19 protein-coding genes are annotated in these 19,736 nt (G+C 45.0%); 6 read left to right on the forward strand and 13 right to left on the reverse strand.

Annotated features, from left to right (window positions below; all coding sequences use genetic code 11):
• Positions 1 to 43 precede the first annotated feature (43 nt).
• From G9G53_RS17070 to G9G53_RS17100, 7 genes are all read right to left on the reverse strand, one after another.
• Complete coding sequence (locus G9G53_RS17070) at positions 44 to 274, reverse strand: transposase (RefSeq protein WP_029516867.1); 231 nt, start codon at positions 272 to 274, stop codon at positions 44 to 46.
• A complete protein-coding gene (locus tag G9G53_RS17075; RefSeq protein ID WP_165149226.1) occupies positions 271 to 606 on the reverse strand; it encodes a hypothetical protein in 336 nt (111 codons plus the stop codon). Before G9G53_RS17075 ends, G9G53_RS17070 begins: the two co-directional genes overlap by 4 nt.
• 192 nt (positions 607 to 798) lie before the next feature.
• The gene (locus G9G53_RS17080; protein ID WP_029516869.1) at positions 799 to 2,217 is read right to left on the reverse strand and encodes a sucrose-specific PTS transporter subunit IIBC; all 1,419 of its coding nucleotides are present in this window, start codon (positions 2,215 to 2,217) and stop codon (positions 799 to 801) included.
• 67 nt (positions 2,218 to 2,284) lie between these two features.
• Entirely contained in the window at positions 2,285 to 3,760 is a 1,476-nt protein-coding gene (locus G9G53_RS17085; RefSeq protein ID WP_165149228.1) for a glycoside hydrolase family 32 protein, read from the reverse strand.
• Positions 3,761 to 3,941: 181 nt separating this feature from the next.
• On the reverse strand, positions 3,942 to 4,964 hold the full coding sequence (locus G9G53_RS17090; protein ID WP_165149230.1) for a LacI family DNA-binding transcriptional regulator: 1,023 nt from the start codon (positions 4,962 to 4,964) through the stop codon (positions 3,942 to 3,944).
• A 168-nt stretch (positions 4,965 to 5,132) separates the two neighbouring features.
• Positions 5,133 to 5,975 carry an aldo/keto reductase gene (locus tag G9G53_RS17095; protein WP_039274230.1) on the reverse strand — a complete coding sequence of 281 codons (843 nt, stop codon included), beginning with the start codon at positions 5,973 to 5,975 and terminating at the stop codon, positions 5,133 to 5,135.
• 31 nt (positions 5,976 to 6,006) lie between these two features.
• Complete coding sequence (locus G9G53_RS17100; RefSeq protein ID WP_165149232.1) at positions 6,007 to 7,203, reverse strand: MFS transporter; 1,197 nt, start codon at positions 7,201 to 7,203, stop codon at positions 6,007 to 6,009.
• Positions 7,204 to 7,392: 189 nt separating this feature from the next.
• On the opposite strand from G9G53_RS17100, the gene G9G53_RS17105 reads away from it, so the two are divergent.
• Positions 7,393 to 7,758: a winged helix-turn-helix transcriptional regulator gene (locus G9G53_RS17105; RefSeq protein ID WP_013368959.1), complete on the forward strand. Its 366-nt coding sequence runs from the start codon at positions 7,393 to 7,395 to the stop codon at positions 7,756 to 7,758.
• 78 nt (positions 7,759 to 7,836) lie between these two features.
• Here the strand turns inward: G9G53_RS17105 and adhP are convergent, their stop codons facing one another.
• Positions 7,837 to 8,853 carry an alcohol dehydrogenase AdhP gene (gene adhP / locus G9G53_RS17110; protein WP_165149234.1) on the reverse strand — a complete coding sequence of 339 codons (1,017 nt, stop codon included), beginning with the start codon at positions 8,851 to 8,853 and terminating at the stop codon, positions 7,837 to 7,839.
• A 217-nt stretch (positions 8,854 to 9,070) separates the two neighbouring features.
• Here adhP and G9G53_RS17115 point away from each other — a divergent pair, with 217 nt between their 5' ends.
• Entirely contained in the window at positions 9,071 to 9,907 is an 837-nt protein-coding gene (locus tag G9G53_RS17115) for a carbonic anhydrase (protein WP_165149236.1), read from the forward strand.
• A gap of 111 nt (positions 9,908 to 10,018) precedes the next feature.
• Here the strand turns inward: G9G53_RS17115 and G9G53_RS17120 are convergent, their stop codons facing one another.
• Positions 10,019 to 11,305 (reverse strand): Gfo/Idh/MocA family protein, encoded by a 1,287-nt coding sequence (locus G9G53_RS17120; protein WP_165149238.1) that lies wholly within the window; start codon positions 11,303 to 11,305, stop codon positions 10,019 to 10,021.
• Positions 11,306 to 11,443: 138 nt separating this feature from the next.
• Between G9G53_RS17120 and G9G53_RS17125 the strand changes: the two genes are divergently transcribed.
• From G9G53_RS17125 to G9G53_RS17140, 4 genes are all read left to right on the forward strand, one after another.
• Positions 11,444 to 12,280 carry a helix-turn-helix transcriptional regulator gene (locus tag G9G53_RS17125; RefSeq protein ID WP_165149240.1) on the forward strand — a complete coding sequence of 279 codons (837 nt, stop codon included), beginning with the start codon at positions 11,444 to 11,446 and terminating at the stop codon, positions 12,278 to 12,280.
• A gap of 491 nt (positions 12,281 to 12,771) precedes the next feature.
• Positions 12,772 to 13,467, forward strand: a complete 696-nt coding sequence (locus G9G53_RS17130; RefSeq protein ID WP_029516878.1) for a response regulator transcription factor — start codon at positions 12,772 to 12,774, stop codon at positions 13,465 to 13,467.
• A gap of 1 nt (position 13,468) precedes the next feature.
• Positions 13,469 to 14,524: a HAMP domain-containing sensor histidine kinase gene (locus tag G9G53_RS17135; RefSeq protein ID WP_029516879.1), complete on the forward strand. Its 1,056-nt coding sequence runs from the start codon at positions 13,469 to 13,471 to the stop codon at positions 14,522 to 14,524.
• A gap of 221 nt (positions 14,525 to 14,745) precedes the next feature.
• Positions 14,746 to 15,906, forward strand: a complete 1,161-nt coding sequence (locus tag G9G53_RS17140; protein WP_165149242.1) for an alpha/beta hydrolase family protein — start codon at positions 14,746 to 14,748, stop codon at positions 15,904 to 15,906.
• A gap of 282 nt (positions 15,907 to 16,188) precedes the next feature.
• Here G9G53_RS17140 and G9G53_RS17145 read toward each other — a convergent pair whose 3' ends face one another.
• The 4 genes from G9G53_RS17145 to G9G53_RS17160 all read right to left on the reverse strand — a co-directional run bounded on the left by G9G53_RS17145 (position 16,189) and on the right by G9G53_RS17160 (position 19,641).
• Positions 16,189 to 16,338: a hypothetical protein gene (locus tag G9G53_RS17145; protein ID WP_165149244.1), complete on the reverse strand. Its 150-nt coding sequence runs from the start codon at positions 16,336 to 16,338 to the stop codon at positions 16,189 to 16,191.
• A 38-nt stretch (positions 16,339 to 16,376) separates the two neighbouring features.
• Entirely contained in the window at positions 16,377 to 17,675 is a 1,299-nt protein-coding gene (locus G9G53_RS17150) for an ABC transporter substrate-binding protein (protein WP_165149246.1), read from the reverse strand.
• A 249-nt stretch (positions 17,676 to 17,924) separates the two neighbouring features.
• On the reverse strand, positions 17,925 to 18,482 hold the full coding sequence (locus tag G9G53_RS17155; protein WP_165149257.1) for a GNAT family N-acetyltransferase: 558 nt from the start codon (positions 18,480 to 18,482) through the stop codon (positions 17,925 to 17,927).
• 115 nt (positions 18,483 to 18,597) lie between these two features.
• Complete coding sequence (locus tag G9G53_RS17160; protein WP_165149259.1) at positions 18,598 to 19,641, reverse strand: iron ABC transporter permease; 1,044 nt, start codon at positions 19,639 to 19,641, stop codon at positions 18,598 to 18,600.
• Between the last annotated feature and the right edge of the window lie 95 nt (positions 19,642 to 19,736).

Here is a 19,736-nt window from a genome sequence, read left to right on the forward strand (position 1 = left end):
ACAATATCGACCTAATTAGATTGATTAGAGCCTATACGCAAACCTATTTGAGCCACATCCTTATCGAAATCAACGCCAAAAAAGCCTTGAACATGCTCGCTGTCTTGTCATAGCGAGTTGCCCAGCGCCGATACTGTTTCACTCGATTAAAAAAGATTTCGATTAAATGCCGTTCTTTATACGTATCCTTGTCGTATTGAATGACGGTTATAACCCCTCCGATAAGAACAGTTAGACCTAAGACAACAACACTTGTTCTTAATCGCTTGTTCACACGCACACACCTCCCTTCTCAAAAGATGTATTACGTATTTTAGAAAATATTAGTATTATAACGAGTTCATAAAAAACATAATAATCGTGGTTAAGTACCATTACCTGATATTCTCCAAAACCTGAAGCTTTAATTTGAAAATTCCTATTTTCATCTGTATATCTTCCATAAACGGCAAAAACCTCTTTTTCAACAGCAATTGATTCTATGGGTTTCGCATTTTTGATAACTACGTTATATTCTTCAGGCGTCAAACCGCTCAATAATGAATTCGAATTAGCAATTGAAGAATATGGTGGGAAGTCCATTTCATTGAGATGCTCTGAAACCATTGCGTTATGAGCCGATTGTTGGCCAAAGCCAAATTACGTATCCGGATACGTAATGATAAAGTCTATAAAAAACGGTCTCCCCACCTGGAAGCTTCTCTAGCATCCCTTTTCAACAAGGGCCTAGAGCGCTCCAAAGTAGGGCGACCGTTATAGTTCATTTATATGCGAATCTGTGCTTATTCCGAAATCATATTAAGTTGAAGAACCCGCTGTTTTGACCTCTTCCAGCATTTTATCGTTATAGCCAAACATCCAGGTCAGGACAAAGGCTACAACCATAGCAGCCAAGTTCGCCAAAATGTAAAGCGGAAGCTGATGGTTCATGTAGAGCAACGTGCCTGGAATGACTGTAACTGCCATACCTGTAGCCGCCAAATGGAAGAGTGAAGCGATAAAACCGCCAACCGCACCACCGATAAGCCCCATGACAAAAGGCTTCATGTATCTCAGGTTGACCCCGAAAATAGCCGGTTCCGTAATCCCCAGAAAAGCAGACAACGAGGAAGGAAGTGCTAACGCTTTTAGCTTGCTATTCTTCGTTTTCAGTCCAACCGCCAGACAGGCAGCACCTTGAGCAGCCATAGCGCAGGTAATGATGGCGTTAAAGGCGTTCGCGCCGTTCTTTTCAAGCAGTTGAATCTCCAAGAAATTAAAGATATGATGCACACCTGTAACAACGATAATCTGATGCAAGAAACCGATGACAATCCCTGCAATACCGAAAGGCAAATCCAGCACAAACGTTGTTCCGTGCAGCACCCATTCTTCGAGTGAATGGAAAATCGGACCGATGGCAAACAATCCCAAAGTGATCATGATCAACAGTGTTAAAAACGGTGTGAGAATCAAATCTAGCGCTTCAGGCACCCGTTTGCGCAGCGCCCGCTCCAGCTTGGCTCCGATCAAGCCCACGAAGAAAGCTGGCAATACCGAGCCTTGATAGCCCACCACAGGAATGAATCCGAACATCGTCAACGGGTGGGCTGAACCGTCCGCAACACTATAAGCGTTGGGCAAGGCTGGATTTACCAGCATCAGACCGAGAACGATACCCAGCACTGGACTACCACCGAATACTCTAAAGGCTGACCATGCGACTAACGCTGGCAGAAAAGCAAAGGCCGTATCTGTTAATACTTGTGTGTACAATAGAAAATTGGGTGAAATGTCCTGTGGCGTCATGCCAAGTAGAGCGAGAATTTGCGGCTGAGTGAGCAAGCCACGTAGCCCCATGAACAGCCCTGTAGCGACCAGCACAGGAATAATCGGTACAAACACATCACCAAAGGTACGGATGGAGCGCTGGAAGACGTTCCCTTCCTTTTTCGCCTGACTCTTCACCTCTTCTTTAGATGAACCAGTCACGCCAAGCTTTTCGACCTCTTCGAAAATTCGATTTACCGTACCTGTACCAAAAATAATCTGATATTGCCCGGAATTGAAGAAAGCACCCTTGACCTTGTCGATCTCCTCAACTTTTTTCTGATCAATTTTCTCCTTGTCATGCACCATAATCCGCAAGCGCGTCGCGCAATGAGCAAAAGATGCAATATTTTCTTGCCCACCGATTGCCTGGATCACTTCTTTAGCTATTTCTCTGTTCTCCGCCATGATGTTCATCCTCTCGTTGATTCCGTTATGTTTGATGATTAACGATCCACTTGATGTTTTAGCCTACTCATGTAAAATCCCATTTCACCGCCTGGAAGAGAGCCTCTCCCTTGTCGGCAAAAAAGCGTATTTCGTCACTCTCTGGATGCGGAAAAATACGACTGGTGAACACCTCTTCCCCATCATTGACGAAAATCTCAACCGAAGACGTATCTACAAACAAATGAAGTTTGATATGATCTTTATCCCATGAACACTGCCGTATCTCACCATACGAAGTGGCTACAGGCTCACCTGATTGCGAACGATCCAATACAAGTTTGCGACTGATGGCATCATATTTAATTACCGTTTTCTCAGTCTCACTCGCACGGAATTCAATACCAAACATCTTAGCGCTTAAAAGATCTACCTCACAGATCAGCTCATAGGCCGTACCTGTAAATCCTTCATAGGTTTTGCTCTCTGAGAATAACGTGTCAGCTACCCGATCCTCACGATTTCTGCGTAGCGTAGTCAGCTCAGGAATTGGCCGCTGCAAGAGTTTGCCCTCATGAAGCGTAAGCTCCCTTGGTAATGTCAGACAATGAGCCCATCCGTTCGGATCTGTGGGATAGTCGATATCCGGCAGACCCATCCATGCCACCATAATACGCCGCCCCTGCGGGTCAATCATCGTCTGTGGCGCATAGAAGTCAAAGCCTCTGTCGAGCTCGTGGAATGCGCCGTGCTCCAGTATTTTTGTACCGGTATCTAACGGCTTGCCGATTACGTAGCCCGATTGATAAATATTGTGATTTTCATCCCCGGAAGGCTCCAAGCCCTGAGGAGAAAAGATCAAGACACCTGCTTCGTTCAGTTCAAAATAATCCGGACATTCCCACATGTAGCCAAACGACTCCAGCCCTGTGCACAATTCTCCCTCAAACTCCCATGAATGAAGGTCGGTTGATCGGTAGAGGACGGCGCAGCCTGTTAAATTCGTTCTTTGGGCACCAATCACACAGTAAAAGCTATCGCCGTCTTTCCATAGCTTGGGATCACGAAAATGGTCTGTATACCCTTCTGGCACATTGGAAATAACGGGGTGCTCCCATTTAGTAATGCGACCGTTCTCGTCCATAACAGCCATGCATTGATAAGGATGTCTGATCCAATCTTCATCTCGTGCATTTCCCGTATACAGCATATATAATTTGCCCTCATGCTCCAGTGCGCTGCCTGAGTAAGCCCCATGTGAATCAAAATAATCCCCAGGTGCAATGCCAATACCCGCACTATTCCATGTGGCCAAATCTCTGGATTTCAAATGATACCAGTATTTCATCCCATGATCCGTTCCGAGTGGAAACCACTGATAAAATAAGTGGTATTCACCTTGGTAATACGAAAAGCCATTAGGGTCATTGAGCAAACCTGTCGGTGGCTGGATATGAAACCCCTGCCGCCAGTGACATTGCTCCACTTTCTCCTCCAAGCTGGCTATTTCACCGGGCTCTGCCTGCTCGATCATTCGATACTTTTGTTCTCTTGTCATTTTCATAGTTGTACCTCATTTTTATTAAAACTTCGCCTCAGGAACCGGTTCCAAATTAGTGAAAAAAATATTCTTTCGGAACCGGTTCCCATACGATTAAAAAAATGCTCATCCATGGATTTGCAACCGATTCCATTTATGTCCGTATACTATGGAACCGGTTTCGAAGAAATTATAATCCACTTGTTCAGCGTTTGTCAACGCTTTCTCTTTCGATAAGGGAATAATTCATGACCGTCACTTTTTCTACCGATTTATGTTCTACCAGCCGCATAATATTTTGCGCTGCTACACGTCCAGCATCCATATACGGATATTGAACGGTTGTCAGCGCAGGGTGAATGACCTCCGTAATATCGTATCCCCCAAAGCCAGTTACCGACAAATCCGACGGAATGACAATCCCTCTGGAATAAGCCGCATTGATTACGCCCAGCGCAATATTATCCGTAGCACACACCATTAACGTTGGCTTGAAATTGTCCAAAATAGCGGATGCAGCAATTCGTGCATCGGACATTTTAAATCCGGTCTCATAGTATCTGATATCATACCCTGCTGCTTGCATCGCATCGTCCGTACGAGACTCAGTAGGCAATGCATCGCGTACAGCCTGCCTAAAGCCCTCCTTGCGCTGCACACCGACGGCAACATCCTTTTCAGTAACACCAACGTAGGCAATTTCGCGGTGTCCCTGAGACAAAACGTACGTGCCAATATCATATCCTGCACGATAGTCATCATGGATAAGGCTATGAAGCTGCTCGTGCTGCTGGCCCACCAGCAACACTGGAATACCGATGTCACGAATCGCGGTCAGATGGTCGTCTGTAATTTGAGCAGCCAGCAAAATGATACCCGAAATCTTTTGTCGGCCCAGCTCATAAATGGCTTCGATTTCACGCTGTACATCCTGGCTCGTATTGGAGATCAGCATCTGATAATGCTGAGAACGCAGTTCCTCATCAATCCCCATCAGCGTATGGGATGTCGCAAAAGAATCCAGACGCGGCACAACGGTGCCGATAATGTTGGTCCGCTTCGCCTTAAGACTCTGGGCAAAGGCATTGGGCACATAGCCCGTGGCTTTAACCACTTTTTCAATTTTTCGTTTCGTATCCACGCTGACAGACCCGCCGTTCAAAAAACGGGATACCGTGCTCTTGGATACACCAGCCATTTGGGCTATATCTGCAATTGTCTTATTCATGAAGTCCCCCGGAGATTTTTCGTATTCACAAGCTTCCAAAACGTCTCTTTTCACATAACCCTATAATACCATATGGCGGGATTGGATTGCTGTGGCTCCAGACCCATCATGCACAAAACGCCGTCCCTTCAGTGAAGAAGGAAACGGCGTCTCATGATGAACGTAATTTTAAAAATCAAAGTTATCCGGATCTGGACCTACCCGAAGATCGGCATTTAACGCCTGAATTCGATCCATATCCTCGCGCGTCAGTTCGAAGTCAAAAATATCGGCATTTTCGACGATCCGATGCGCCTTGGTAGACTTGGGAATGGTGACAACTCCCTGCTGCACATCCCAGCGTAAAATCACTTGCGCCACCGATTTACCATACTTGGTCGCTATGTCTTGCAGTACCGGATGATCCAGCAATTGGCCTTGCATTAACGGGGACCAGGCTTCCATTTGAATGTCGTTCTTTTGACAGAATTGCAACAGCTCGGTTTGGGTTAATTGTGGATGGAACTCCACCTGATTGATCATTGGCTTGATTTCAGCATCTTTCATGAGATCTTCCAAATGATGAATCTGGAAGTTGCTGACTCCAATTGCCTTAATCCGTCCTTCTTTATACAAGGATTCCAACGCTCTCCAAGCTTCTTTATACTTTCCCTGAACTGGCCAATGAATCAGATATAGATCCAGGTATTCCAGACCCAGCTTATCCAGACTGGCTTCATAAGCTGCTCGTGTCTCTTCATAGCCTAAATCTGCATTCCACACTTTGGACGTGACGAACAGTTCTTCTCTGGACAGATTATTTTCCTGAAGGGCTTCCTGAATAGCCTGCCCTACACTGCTTTCATTCGCATAGATTGCAGCTGTATCTATACTGCGGTAGCCATGCTTTACAGCAGCCTTTATAGCATCGACCAGCTCCGAACCTTCCTCCACTTTAAATACCCCGATGCCAAACCAAGGCATACGAACTCCGTTGTTTAACAATGTTGTGCTTTGTAAGTTTTGTGTCATTTTGTATCTTCCTCTCTATTTTTTAAAAGCTTTAACCTGCAATGGTGGTTGTATCCCTTTTTTCGAGCATACGACTCCAGCCTGTGAGCAGAACCGCAACGAAAACCATAATGCTCCCGATCCAGGCTGTATGAATGAGACCGAGTGAATCCGTTACAATCCCGCCTACATAAGCTCCGATGGCTATCCCTGCGTTGAAAGCAGCAATATTAACAGCAGAGGCAACATCGACAGCTTTGGGTGCAAACCGTTCGGCTAACATGACTACATATACCTGTAACCCGGGCACGTTCATAAACGCAAGCAATCCCATAAAGAAGATCGTAATCAGTCCTGCCGTTTTAAAAGGTGCCGTGAACAACAGGAGAAAAAGGATCACTGCTTGAATCAGAAACATGTAAAACAAAGCTGAAAGCGGCTTACGGTTTGCTGCTTTTCCGCCAATGACATTCCCGATGGCAATCGCAATTCCATACAGCAAAAGAATAAACGTTACCGTACTTTGCTGAAATCCGGTTATGTCGTGGAGTAATGGAGATAAATAAGTAAACACCACAAATGTGCCTCCATACCCCAAAGCTGTAATGATAAATGCAAGTAGCAAGCGACCATTGGTAACCAGTTTGACCTGCTCGCGGAAAGGAGTCTTGTTCCCTTTGCGCAGCGTAGATGGCAGCAGAATCAGATTGGCGATGAGTGCCACTACACCGACGACCACAATCGCCATAAATGCAGCCCGCCAACCCCATTGCTGCCCAATATAGGTACCCAAAGGTACACCTGTGACTGTGGCTACGGTCAACCCGGAGAACATAATGGAGATCGCACTCGCTCGACGATCATCCGGCACAAGATCGGCCGCGATGGTGGAACCGATGGACATGAACACCCCATGGGCGAACGCCGAGATCACACGTGCAATCAGCAGCAAGGCAATTCCACTAGAGACCGCAGCAAGGCTGTTACCTGCAATAAATATAATCATGATCCACAGCAGCAACGTTTTACGGGGAACACTTGATGTTAATGAGGTCAAGACAGGTGCCCCGATGGTAACCCCTAATGCATACAGCGTTACAGTTAGTGCGGACATCGTTACAGATATGTGCAAGTCTTCAGCAATGAGGGGAAGCAGTCCCACGCTGATGAACTCAGTTGTCCCAATCGCAAAGGCGCTTACGGCTAGAGCCAGTAATGGCCATATACTTCCTTTTGATTCTGGCGACATGTTTTTCCCTCCTATCTATAGAAATCTTCAACCAACAGATGTTATTATGAGTTATTCAAGCAATTATGAACAGTACGTACTTTTTAGTGATATAGGTACCAAAAAGTACCCTAAATAAAGTCCTTTTTGATTAAAACAGGATGTTAAGGTATGTATAACAGAAAAGCGATACACATGGAGGGATCGGCATTGGGGAAGAAAAAATACAATATCTCTGTTGAGGCGACGTTAGAGGTGATCGGGGGGAAGTGGAAATGCGTGATTTTGTGTCATTTGACACATGGAAAGATGCGGACAAGCGAATTAAAACGGATGATGCCTTCCATAACACAAAAAATGCTGACTCAGCAGCTTCGTGAATTAGAGGAAGACGGCATTGTCAATCGGATTAGCTATAATCAGGTTCCACCCAAAGTGGAGTACGAGCTTAGTGAATATGGATGTAGTCTGAAAAGCATTTTAGATTCTCTTTGTGCCTGGGGAGAAAGACATATCATCAAAGAATATGGGGATAAATCTGCGGTTTTGGAAGATAACATTCTGAATAAGCTGTAAAGCCAAAAAGAGCGCCTGCAATACATCAGCAGGCGCTTCCTCTCTCTGAATTCCAAGGGTTACCAATTCGATTTCATTTTATTTTGTGAAATCAATGACCATGCGCCCTTGGATTTTGCCATGCTCCATCTCCTCGAAGATCTCATTAATGTCTTCGAGCGGACGTTTTTGTACAAGAGGGACGACTTTACCTTCTGCAGCGAACTGGAACGCTTCTTTAAGGTCTTCACGAGTGCCGACCAAGGAGCCAATAACTTGAATGCCGTCCAGAACCAGACGAGGAATGTCCAGATCCATCTTATCGGTTGGAAGACCTACAGCTACAACACGCGCGCCAGCTTTTACAACGTCGATGGCCTGGTTGAAAGGTGTTTTGGCAACAGCAGTAACTACGGTTGCATCCAGACCAGCACCGTTTGTTAACTCCTTGGCTCGGGCGACCGGATCTTCTTTCATACTGTTAACGGTATAGTCAGCACCAATTTGTTTGGCCAGTTCTAGTTTTTCATCACTGATATCAAAGGCTACAACTTTAGCATTGAATACATTTTTGGCATATTGCACCGCCAGGTTACCCAAGCCGCCAATGCCGAAGATACCGATCCATTGGCCTGGTTTGATTTCACTTACTTTAACTGCTTTATATGTTGTAACCCCTGCACAAGTTACACTACTTGCAGCGGCAGGATCAAGACTATCTGGTACCTTGACCGCGTAGTCAGCTGTGACAATACATTGCTCTGCCATTGCACCGTCTACCGTATATCCGGCATTTTTAACTTCACGACACAGCGTTTCCCGCCCAGTTAGGCAATATTCACAATGACCGCAGCTTTCGAACATCCAGGCAATACTTACGCGATCACCAATTTTAAGACTGGTTACTCCTTCACCTAATTCAATGACTTTTCCAATACCTTCATGCCCTAGAACTCTGCCTGTGACATCACCGAAATCTGCATTTTTCACATGTAAATCTGTGTGGCAAACTCCGCAGTATTCAACTTGGACTAACGCTTCTCCATGCTTCAAGGAACGCAAAGGTCTCTCTTCTATACTGACTTTCTTGTCTTTTGTAACAATTGCTGCTTTCATGTAGATCTCTCCTTTAAATAGATATGGAATTATTTTGTAATGCACACTCATTATTATAGTAATTTTTGCCCAAAAAGGACAAATATAAATCTAACTTAAAACTATTTAATCCAAAAACGCTTCTTTCTAAGTCCTTGGACCCTTGTAGGAACTTTGTACAATAATTTACAATGTAAAAAGTTTCACATATTCTATTTTGGAAGAAGGATAAAGAAACATGAAAAAAAACTGGAAAGGTTGCCTGTTCAGCATATTTGCCATTATCTTGGCTGTATCGGTAACAGGATGCAATTCACAGCCCGCCATTTCTAGTACCACTAGCACTTCATCCTCATCAGCTAACAACGCCCATGCAGTTGTTCAGAAAGGCCCACACTGGTCCTATGAAGGAGATCAAGGACCGGAACATTGGGGAGAGCTGGAAAAAGATTTCGTTGCTTGTGGTAACGGCCACGAACAATCTCCTGTCAATATAGAGCATACCCATCTGGAAGCATCGCAAACACAGCAACCGCTGCAAGTTCATTACACTAATACAAAAGCATCCATTTTGAATAATGGACACACTGTGCAAATCAATGTTGCCGATGCCAGCAATAACATCATGCTGGACGGTACTAAATTCACTTTAAAGCAGTTTCATTTTCACCACCCGAGCGAACATCAAATCGATGGTAAAAATGCTGAAATGGAGCTTCATTTTGTCCATCAAAGCGACAACGGAAGCACAGCTGTCTTAGGGGTCCTTATCCAAAGTGGCAAAGAAAACAAGGCTTTCAACCGCATTTGGTCCAAACTGCCGAAGGATATTTCCCAAGAAGCGGCTCTGGATGAAGAAATAAATCTCGCTGCGCTGCTGCCAAAAGACCTGCACTCCGTTCGCTACAACGGATCGCTGACTACCCCGCCATGCACAGAGCATGTAAATTGGACAGTGCTGGAGCAGCCTATTGAATTGTCCGCAGACCAAATCAACCAGTTTGCTTCCATTTTCCCCGATAACCATCGTCCTGTACAACAACTGGGAACCCGGGAACTGACTGCTGATAAATAATAAAATAAAGTGCCGTAAGATGTAAGGTGCATTCTATATTTGAATACCAAAATAAGACCCCTCTGTTCAATCTAGTTAGAGGGGTCTTTTCGGTATTAAATTTACTACTCATTACAAGCGCACCAGTTCCTCCACCTTCACTGGCTGACCTGTACGCATAGAGCGGTTGGCGGCGATGCCTGTTAAAATGGACCATGCACCATCGATATGTGAGGCCGCACGATGAAACCGATCCTCTGCCGGCTTATCAAAAATATCCCGCAGCATAACTGGATCTCCTCCGCCATGACCACCTACGCCTTCTTCTACCTCGACCTCATAAGGTGCTGCAAAGTGGGGATAGATGGTGATGGTCTTCTCTTTTAGCGCACCCTCATCTGCCTTGCTGCCACCGGAATTAACATAGGATTGCTCGGATACCCGAACCTCCATCCGTCCCTTCGTGCCATTAAATACGATGATAAAGCCCTCCCAAGGCATATAAGCATTCAGTGAATAGTTCATCACCGCCTTGTTCTGATACTTCACCATGACACTCAGCGTATCTTCAATGCTGATATTGTCGCCAAATACACTTTGATCCCGCACATAGCCGTCCTCATGCTCAGCATCCAGATACATGCTTTTTAGATGCTCGTTACGGTCCAGATGTAGCGCAAAGGGGTCATTTTCCGCTGCCTTGCTGCCGTAAGCCCGTTGATAAAACTCCGTCACACCACGCTGCTCCGCATTTTCCCGGCCGTAAAATTTCAGATCTCCCATCGCATACACCGTCTCCGGTTTCGAGCCAAGCCAGAAGTTCATCAGATCAAAATGATGCGTCGATTTATGCACTAGCAGACCACCGCTATTGCGCTTGTCACGGTGCCACCGACGGAAATAATCTGCGCCATGCTGTGTATTCAGCAACCACTCGAAATTGACTGACAGCACCTCTCCGAGCGTTCCGTCCATAATAATCTCGCGGATTTTCGTATTATGCGGCGCATAGCGGTAGTTAAAGGTGACGCGCAGCTTCCGTCCCGTGCGGTCTATGGCATCCAGAATGTCTTGGCATTTGTCCTCATCCACCGTCATCGGCTTCTCAGAAATGACATCACAGCCCAGCTCCATCGCCCGGATAATATACCGGTGATGCACCCGGTCAATGGTCGTGACAATGACGATATCCGGCTTCGTCTCCGCGATCATCCGATCAAACTCGTGTGCTTTATAGGTCGCAATCGGCTCATGCTCGTATTTCTCCTGCAACAGCTGATTGGCATAATCCATTCTCGTCTGATTGACGTCACAGAACGCGATCAGCTCCGAGGTATCTTTGAAAACGGTAACAACTTCACCGTAAAAAAATTCGGCTCTTCCTCCGGTACCCACAAGCGCATATTTGATTTTAGCCAATTGGCTCACACCCTTTACATGAATTGCTTTTATTTTATAGTATAAGAAAGAGCGAAATCTTCGCTTTTATTATGATTTTTCCCAAAAAATATACATATATTATCCTTATGTATTCTTTCATTAAAGGAGACTATCGATATGATCGCTACACCCCGCTTTGCCATTGAGCAAGCGCTACGGACGGTGCCATTCAGCATGTCCGCCGACCATGTCCACCAAGCGCACGAAATCTATTATTTGCTGGCAGGAGAGCGCTACTACTACATTAATCAGCGGGTATACGCGCTCCAGAAGGGCGATCTGATTTGGATTAGCAAACATGATTTTCACCGTACAAGTAACAAGGGTAGCGGTAGCCATGAACGGATTTTGATTAACTTTGATGAAGAATTTGCAGCCTCGCCAATGACTGTCTCTCCCTCCAGCGATCAGAACCAGCCTCTTCTGCCAGAAAAAAGCTTTCTGCTTCGCCCCTCCGCGGAAGAACAATGCGAGCTGGAGCATCTATTCCAGCAAATGCTGGATGAATACTACCAAGAACATGCCTACCGCCAACTATATCTCCAAAGCTTGCTACTCCAGCTCCTTATCCGCATCCGGCGCATACAATCGACCACTGCCGATACCATTGCACCGGAACGTAGCGAAAAGCAGCAACGCGTGTACTCAGTCATCGCATACCTGCATGCTCATTATGCCGAGAGCCTGTCACTAGATCAGCTGGCTGAGCATTTTTATATTAGCAGCACGTATTTGTGCCGTATTTTCAAGCAGACAACAGGTTTTACCTTAGTAGAATATCTTCAAGATGTGCGGGTCCAGCAGGCTCGTGCGTATTTGAGAGAAACAAACTGGAAAGTGACTTCCATTGCTGAAAAAACGGGTTTTGACAGCATCGCTCACTTTGGTCGTGTATTCAAGCATCTTACCGGGCACACCCCGCTACAGTACCGAAAAAAATACAAAAAGGAGTAGCCATACGAAAAATCGGCATCTCCTGTTCCAAAGGTTCTCGGAGTTTTAAAACCCGAAGGGTTGGTGTAATCCAAAATGTGCGTTACATCTCCCTTTACATTACGATAATAGCTGTTACTATAGAGCCATGATCCCTTACTGATTTCAATCAGTAAGGGATTTGGAGCGGAATACCCATTTGAGGTATACCATGTTTCATGATCTTCCCATTTGAGTCCTATCAAAGTCACGTGGAGTGCGTAGCTCGGATGGACTTTATCGGAAAAGGCTGAAAACCAAAACTTGTGATGGTTTTCAGCCTTTTCACACCGTCTTTTGATTAGACACACTCCCGGACATTACGTCAAAAGCTATATGCAGGTCTTCAAGCTGGAATATGTGCATAGCTCGACCGCAGAGACGCTTTGAACGCTACTTTTTTCAATGCGAGAGGATCATGCGGCTCTTGTTTTATAAATTCAGTCCACTTAAAGCGGCTGGGAGGTATAAATATGCTAAAAACGATATTAGTTGTAGACGACGATGAAGAAATCGTAAAACTCATCACAAAGAGTTTAAGATACGAGCAATTTGCAATAATTTCGGCATATTCTGGGGAAGAAGCCTTATCTGCATTGGAAGAAAATAACATCGATTTCATCATTCTTGATATAGTAATGCCTGATATGGATGGACTTGATGTCTGCAGAAGTATCCGAAATTCTTATAATGTTCCAATTTTGTTTTTAAGTGCGCGTGATAAGGACATTGATAAAATCGTCGGGCTCGAAATAGGAGCAGACGATTACATGACCAAACCTTTCAGTATTCAGGAGCTTGTCTCCAGGATAAAGGCTCACTTCAGAAAAGTGGACAGGCTTTTTAAAGAGTGGGATGAACTTAGTCCCAGTAACGAAAAGGCGGATTCTCCGCTCATTTTGAACGATAAGACGTTTGAAGCATTCCTGAATAGCAGGAAGCTCGACTTATCAACGAAGGAATTTCAGATTCTGTCTATCCTCATGCGCCACCCCAATAATGTATTGACTCGTGAACAGATATATGAAAACGTCTGGGGAGACGAATACGGAGAAATAAATACCGTAACGGTTCATATAAAAAATATCCGTAAGAAACTTGGTCCTGAATATGACTTTATTAAAACAATATGGGGCATAGGATATAAATACACGGAAAGAGAGCAATAGTATGAAACTGAAAATAAAGCTTCCTCTTTTGTTCCTGCTAATGTTTATAATATTCATGTTTTCGATTGGAATGTACCTGAAGCTTGTCTTTGCAGTATATTCCCCTATACGCAGTTCATTGCTGGACTCGCGATATATAGCATTGCTCCTGCCCATATTTGCAATTGCCTGTTTCATATTTATTATTCTGATTATCTATATTCATTTTTGCATAGAGAAACCCATTCAGCTTCTGAATACCAGGCTTGAAGAAGTAAATATTGTACATCCACTGCCTCCGCTAGCTCTGAGAAGTAATGACGAGATCGGAGAACTTTATAAACACTTCAATAAGATGGAGCACCGGCTTCAACTCGCCCACAAAGAGCAGATCGAGATGATCGCGGCAATTGCCCACGACTTGAAAACACCCTTGACATCTATTAATGGTTTTACTGAACTGCTGGCTACGCACAAGGATTTACCAGAAACTGAAAAGCAGGAATATTATGATTTGATTCAAAAGAAGTCAGGATATATGGTTGAACTCATCAATGATTTTTCCAGCTTCACCAAAGAAAAACTGGAGTTGGAATCTATGGTAGCTACACCTGTAAAAGCATCAAAATTATTTGAAAACATTGCCCTTGAATATGAGTATGAGTTGGCAGGACTTGACAACGAGCTTACTTGCCGCCATTCATTTACGGAAAATATATTGCTGATGGTCAATGAACCGATGATACGTCGGGTTTTCGGCAACCTCTTTAGCAATGCTGTAAGATATGGAGGGAAAAATAAGCTGAAAGTGTATATGACCGGATACCCGCTAGGACAGTATGCCTTTTTTCAAATCGAGGATAATGGAATTGGAGTGCCGGAAAAGGATATATCTTCTCTGTTCCTCAAATTTTTCACTGTGGATAAATCGCGGCAAATCCAAAAGGGCGGACTGGGGCTGGGGCTTGCAAGCTGTAAATCCATTATTGAACATCATAGGGGCGAAATTTGCGCCTACCCTTCCGAATATGGCGGTTTGGGGATAAGATTCAGCCTTCCCTTGGCTGCACAACACTGATTTTATTTGTGCACATTTTCTTTTACTACAGGAGTTAAAGGCTACTGCCAGCTGTGAACACCCAGGCAGCAGCCTTTTTTGTTTTTTCAGCGGTTTATAGTTTTTTATATTCTCTTTACAAACATTTATTTTTCTTTTAACGAAGCTTTATCTTTGTGTTGTAAAAATTACTTGTAGTAAAAAAACTACAATCACTAGAACTGGAAAAGGAGGATGTTACAATGTCAATTGAGTTCAGCCGTTGGCCCAATCACTACATGATGTCATACCAAGTCACCAAAGCTTTAGGTATGGCAAGCCTCGGTGCGACGGACGTCACCGAGATCTACGAGGCCTGCAAAAAAATCGACCCCGATGACAAGGACACGTGGCACAGGGAATGGCTCATAACGGCTCAAGCATTGGAAAGACACGGCAAGGAGGCCGAAACGGCTGGAAACTGGTATACAGCACGAAACTGCTACATTCGTGCCTGCAATTACTACAGAATTGCGGAATATGCGGTGATGGATGATGACACCGAGAAAATCCGTGTATTTAAGAAAGTAAATGAACTCTTCGAAGCTGCCGGAAAGTACTTCGATGTCCAACCGGAGAAGATCCAAGTCGATTACGAAGATGTCAAGCTGGATGGTTACTTCTTCTCCCCTTCCTGGATAAAAGGTCCGAAGCCGACCCTTTTTGCTCTCAACGGTGGCGACGAGTGGTCCATTGAAAACTATTTCTGGCTAGGTCCCGCTTTTATTTCGTGTGGATATAACTTTCTGGTCTATGACCAGCCTGGCACCGGCCTCTCGCTGTACGAAAAGGGAAAAGGAAGACGAGCGGACAGTGAGGCTTTCCATTCCCGAGCAATCGACTTTCTTCTAACGCGGCCGGAAGTCGATCCCGATAAGATTATCGTGCACGGTGAGAGTTTTGCGGCTTACGACTCTTTGCGATTCGCTTCGTTCGATCACAGGATTGCTGCCGTCATCTCCGACGGTGGTACGCACGCCTTTGATTGGGATGCAATGCTTAAATGGATGCCACCGAGTCTGGCCGCACATGGCATGAGAATTCTGGGGGCAAAAAGCTTGGAGGACTTTGCGGGTAATCCGCGTTTTGCCTATGATCTTGAGGGCGTGCTCCACCAGATAGAATGTCCGCTTCTTGTAATGCACGGAGCGGAAGAGATATTGGTTCAGCCAAATCCGCTGACACAAGCCTTGAAAAATTATGAGCAAGCGGGTTCGAAAAACAAGACGTTCTTCCCGATAGAGGATAGACGACTTGGCGGATTAGAACACTGTCAGGTAGACAACATCAACGTGCTGCATGAGGTAGCGCTGAATTGGCTCTGCTCAATTGGGCTTGGGCCAGCCGCACCTCGCCCTGAGTGATTGCCAAGACGTCATAACGTAAAAGTCTATTTCACTCGCATTCTCCTTTCGTAGTTTTGAATATGAGTCAATCGTTTCTTTTGTTGTGTCTAGATTATCAAATAGTACAGAAGAAATTTCAATGGACTGGCGTAGATAGTATGTTGATGACGTAAACAGCATGAAATACGAGTATATTTCCGTCCGGACAACTAAAAGAGGGTGTCGCAAATCAGCTGTAAATTAGCTGTTTCGCGGCACCCTCCATTCATTTGGGCATGCCTCTCTGATGATTCATAATATTCACGGCAATACATCATCTGAGTATACCTCAAGCAGGTTATTAATATAATTTCTGCTCACGGGAAGATTGGTAATCTCATGACCATTAAAAATATCGACGTTCCTTGCTTGTTTATAAGGCCCCCACAGCGCTTGATGCTTTTTCGGCATCTAGTCACCTTCCTCCCCGGTCACGGGTCATCCCGTGCCTACTTGACCGCATTGGATATGATCTGATTCAACTTTTCAATGGTTGCCGCAGCATCCTGCTTGCCCAAGAACATCAGGTCGATGGTCTCCGTGATATCCGAGTTCAACCCCGGCACCTGAGCATCAAAGGCCAATGCAGATCCATGAGCATGCCCTATGTTACGTCCCTCGGTCAAATAGCTTGAATGCTCAATGGTCGCCTTTTTCATAATGCTCTCATCTGCGGCAGCAAGCGTACCCATGGCATTCCCACCTTCAACCAGCCGCGTCTCCTGTCCCTTCACAGAGACGTAGAATGCTGCCAGCTTCATGGCCTCTTGCACATGCGGACTATTTTTATTTACAGCTACATAGGCAACCGGAATGGCAACGGGCTCATTCTTTCCGGTATTGGATGGCCAGTAGATATAATCAAAGTCGAGGCTTTTATTTGGACTAAACAAGGGCTCCAGCCATCTTCCCGCCGCCAGCATACCGACTTGATTGGACATGAACATCGCGTCAGCCCCTTGCCCTTTAGGAAGTGATCCGAGATATACCGCATTTCCCTTTTTCACCATATCGTACATAAAACTAAAGGCTTCCTTGCCCTTTTCATTGTGGTCCAGCACATATTTGCCTTGTTCATCAAAAATCTGACCGCCATTCGACCACACCCATGAATACCAGTGAGCCCACCAGTTTTCCGCAATATAACCCTGTTTTCCGGCTGCCTTCAGCTTGGAAGTAGCCTCCTCAAAGGCATCCCAGTTCCACTTGCCTTCGTCATAGTATTCTTGCGGCGTCTTCACGCCTGCTTCCTTGAATACCTTTTTGTTGTAATACATGACCATCGGGTTTGAGTCGGGAGTGACCCCATAGATTTCCCCATCACGCTTTGCCGGTCCCCACAATCCTTCTGGAAAATCCTCAGCCTTCACATCACTTGCATCACTTTTTAAAAACTCACCCAAAGGCTGTACCTGCTTCGCCCCGATCAAACGCGCAATCGTCGGTTCATACGAATAAAACACATCCGGTCCGCGACTTCCCTGAAGCTGTGTCAACAGCTTTTGCTCATATTGGTCTCCCGGTACAGGCACCAGCTTAACCTCGATATTCGGGTTTTCCTTTTCAAATGCATCGAGTGCCCGCTGATACACCTTTACCTCCGCAGGATTACCCCAAACCTGCATCGTAAGCCGCACTTTCTGCCCGTCTGTGTTCTCTATTTTGGGAGAGGTACTGCATGCCGCTGCAAGTAAAAACAGAACGATGAGGAAAAATCCAATCTTTATCCAGCTCATGTAATCGTCCACTTTAACCGCCTCCTGTAGCTTCACTTGGTTGTATGCCTTCCTATTTTAAAACGCTTACAAAACTTCCCTATCATCATATGTAGAAGGGTGAGACACGATATCCCCATTTTCATTTTCATATAAATTTTCTCTTTTGGAGGACTCTGATATGACAGCGATCAAGGGAAAGTAAAGGTTGCACAACAAAAAAAGAAGAATGCAGATCACCTGCTTCCTTCTTTCGTATTCCTTGAGCTATAATTCAGTTTTCTAAATCTTTATTAGCATCTTTTCAAAAGTATTATAGCCGTTCGTTTCGCCTATATACGTATAACCGCATTGTCTGTAAAACTCGCTAAGCTTGTCATTGCCCGCAATACAGTCTAAACGGATTCGGTCCTTGCCTGTGAAGTGGATACCTTGTTCAATCCATTGCATCAGCTCACGGCCTAGACCCTTCCCGGTGCTATCGCGATCCACAACCAAACGATGCAGATATACTGAGGTTCCTCCCTCAGAATCCGTTTCGTCTAATCCCCACAACTTACGGTCCCATGCACTGGGCTGCTGCTGCAAGATCACTGCGCCTGCCAAGCCTTGATCCTCTGATGCTCGGAAAATAATCACTTCTCCACGTGCAATAGCGCCGCCTAGGTTGTGATCATCTTTTCCTTTTAGTAAGCGTCCCCATTGCGTAGAGCCTTTGCTGTGCAGCCACCTGGCCGTCTTTAAAATTAACTCCTGAACCTGCTCCTGATCTTCAGTGCTTGCCTGAAAAGCCATTAATCCTGGTTTGACGGATGATTCGACAATATTCATTGATGTCATGCTGCACCTCAACTCTCAAATTTTCCTTATGTATAAAATATAGCATAAAAAATGAGCGTCTGATGATCTGGCGGAGCACCTATGATAACAGTGCCAGTGGTCTGGCAAATGTCGTTCAGAATCTACTGCTTTCAAGCAGAGAGCTTCTTTTCCATTCTCTCCACACCATAAAGATCAAAAAGGGTATGCCGATACAGGCCAGTACTGGGGTTACGGGAAACCCAACCGGCTCGTTGATTCTAGCGGAAATGACTTTGGCCAGCATTAACAGACCGCCCCCCCAAAAGACGGAGCCCAAAATGAGAAGCCGTGGACGGTTTCCGATCATACAACGCATGAAATAAGGCACAATAAGTCCTATATATCCGATGGTACCACATGCCCACACAGTAACGGCGGTCAACACAATCGCAAATGGAAGGTATAACGGACTTAGCTGCTTGGGGAATGCAAACACAGATCCCGCAACGAGAATTGTAAGCAATGCAAGCCAAAACGTGAATGATCCTTCTCTTATTCCCCAACCTCCCTGAGAGATTGCCCACTCTTGCTGATATCCTCCATATTCTCCAAGTAACATAATAAATCCCGACGCTGAACGAAGGACAACATCAATAATGAAACCAATTATGAATAAATGAACTCCCGCAGACCGTCCTCGAATGAAACGGATTTTATTCAATGTAAATACAATGAATCCCCCAAATACTGCTCCTGCAATACAAAGAGCCATACTACCAAAGGAATCTATGTCCATCCCAAGTAAAAGGACAACACATAGCCCTACCATTGCCCCAGGCATAAGTCCGGTTAAGGTTGGTGATGCAAAGCGATTAGCTGTTCGTAATTGTAAAAGAGTGCCTGAAACAGCCAGACATCCACCAAGCAACAACATATCCAATGCAAATGGCATACGAATTTGATATACAACTTCCTTTAATGTGGGATCGGGATTTGAAGAAAAAAGCACTTCCAATACCTCTGTATAGCTGATAGGAAATATACCCGTGATTAGCGTTAGAAACAAACCAAGGATCAATAAAGCAAATCCTGTAAACAACGTCAAAACAATTCTTCGTGGGCGTAGTGGAGCTGCGTTCGGCTCAGCGGTGATCGTCCCACCTCCACATTCACCCACATGTATTTCTTGTTCACTCATCAGATTTAAAAGATCCCCTTTCCTCATTTACCATAAAATATGAATACTACTATACTCTTATCGGTCATTTATGGTGAAAAATGTAACCTTTCTAA

Source organism: Paenibacillus sp. EKM206P, assembly GCF_011066155.1.
Classification (GTDB): Bacteria; Bacillota; Bacilli; order Paenibacillales; family Paenibacillaceae; genus Paenibacillus; species Paenibacillus polymyxa_D.

Coding starts and splice junctions, on each gene's coding strand:
- G9G53_RS17075 (WP_165149226.1), bottom strand. CDS start 606: ATGGTTTCAGAGCATCTCAATGAAATGGACTTCCCACCATATTCTTCA.
- G9G53_RS17080 (WP_029516869.1), bottom strand. CDS start 2,217: ATGGCGGAGAACAGAGAAATAGCTAAAGAAGTGATCCAGGCAATCGGT.
- G9G53_RS17085 (WP_165149228.1), bottom strand. CDS start 3,760: ATGAAAATGACAAGAGAACAAAAGTATCGAATGATCGAGCAGGCAGAG.
- G9G53_RS17090 (WP_165149230.1), bottom strand. CDS start 4,964: ATGAATAAGACAATTGCAGATATAGCCCAAATGGCTGGTGTATCCAAG.
- G9G53_RS17095 (WP_039274230.1), bottom strand. CDS start 5,975: ATGACACAAAACTTACAAAGCACAACATTGTTAAACAACGGAGTTCGT.
- G9G53_RS17100 (WP_165149232.1), bottom strand. CDS start 7,203: ATGTCGCCAGAATCAAAAGGAAGTATATGGCCATTACTGGCTCTAGCC.
- adhP (WP_165149234.1), bottom strand. CDS start 8,853: ATGAAAGCAGCAATTGTTACAAAAGACAAGAAAGTCAGTATAGAAGAG.
- G9G53_RS17115 (WP_165149236.1), top strand. CDS start 9,071: ATGAAAAAAAACTGGAAAGGTTGCCTGTTCAGCATATTTGCCATTATC.
- G9G53_RS17125 (WP_165149240.1), top strand. CDS start 11,444: ATGATCGCTACACCCCGCTTTGCCATTGAGCAAGCGCTACGGACGGTG.
- G9G53_RS17130 (WP_029516878.1), top strand. CDS start 12,772: ATGCTAAAAACGATATTAGTTGTAGACGACGATGAAGAAATCGTAAAA.
- G9G53_RS17135 (WP_029516879.1), top strand. CDS start 13,469: ATGAAACTGAAAATAAAGCTTCCTCTTTTGTTCCTGCTAATGTTTATA.
- G9G53_RS17140 (WP_165149242.1), top strand. CDS start 14,746: ATGTCAATTGAGTTCAGCCGTTGGCCCAATCACTACATGATGTCATAC.
- G9G53_RS17145 (WP_165149244.1), bottom strand. CDS start 16,338: ATGCCGAAAAAGCATCAAGCGCTGTGGGGGCCTTATAAACAAGCAAGG.
- G9G53_RS17155 (WP_165149257.1), bottom strand. CDS start 18,482: ATGACATCAATGAATATTGTCGAATCATCCGTCAAACCAGGATTAATG.
- G9G53_RS17160 (WP_165149259.1), bottom strand. CDS start 19,641: ATGAGTGAACAAGAAATACATGTGGGTGAATGTGGAGGTGGGACGATC.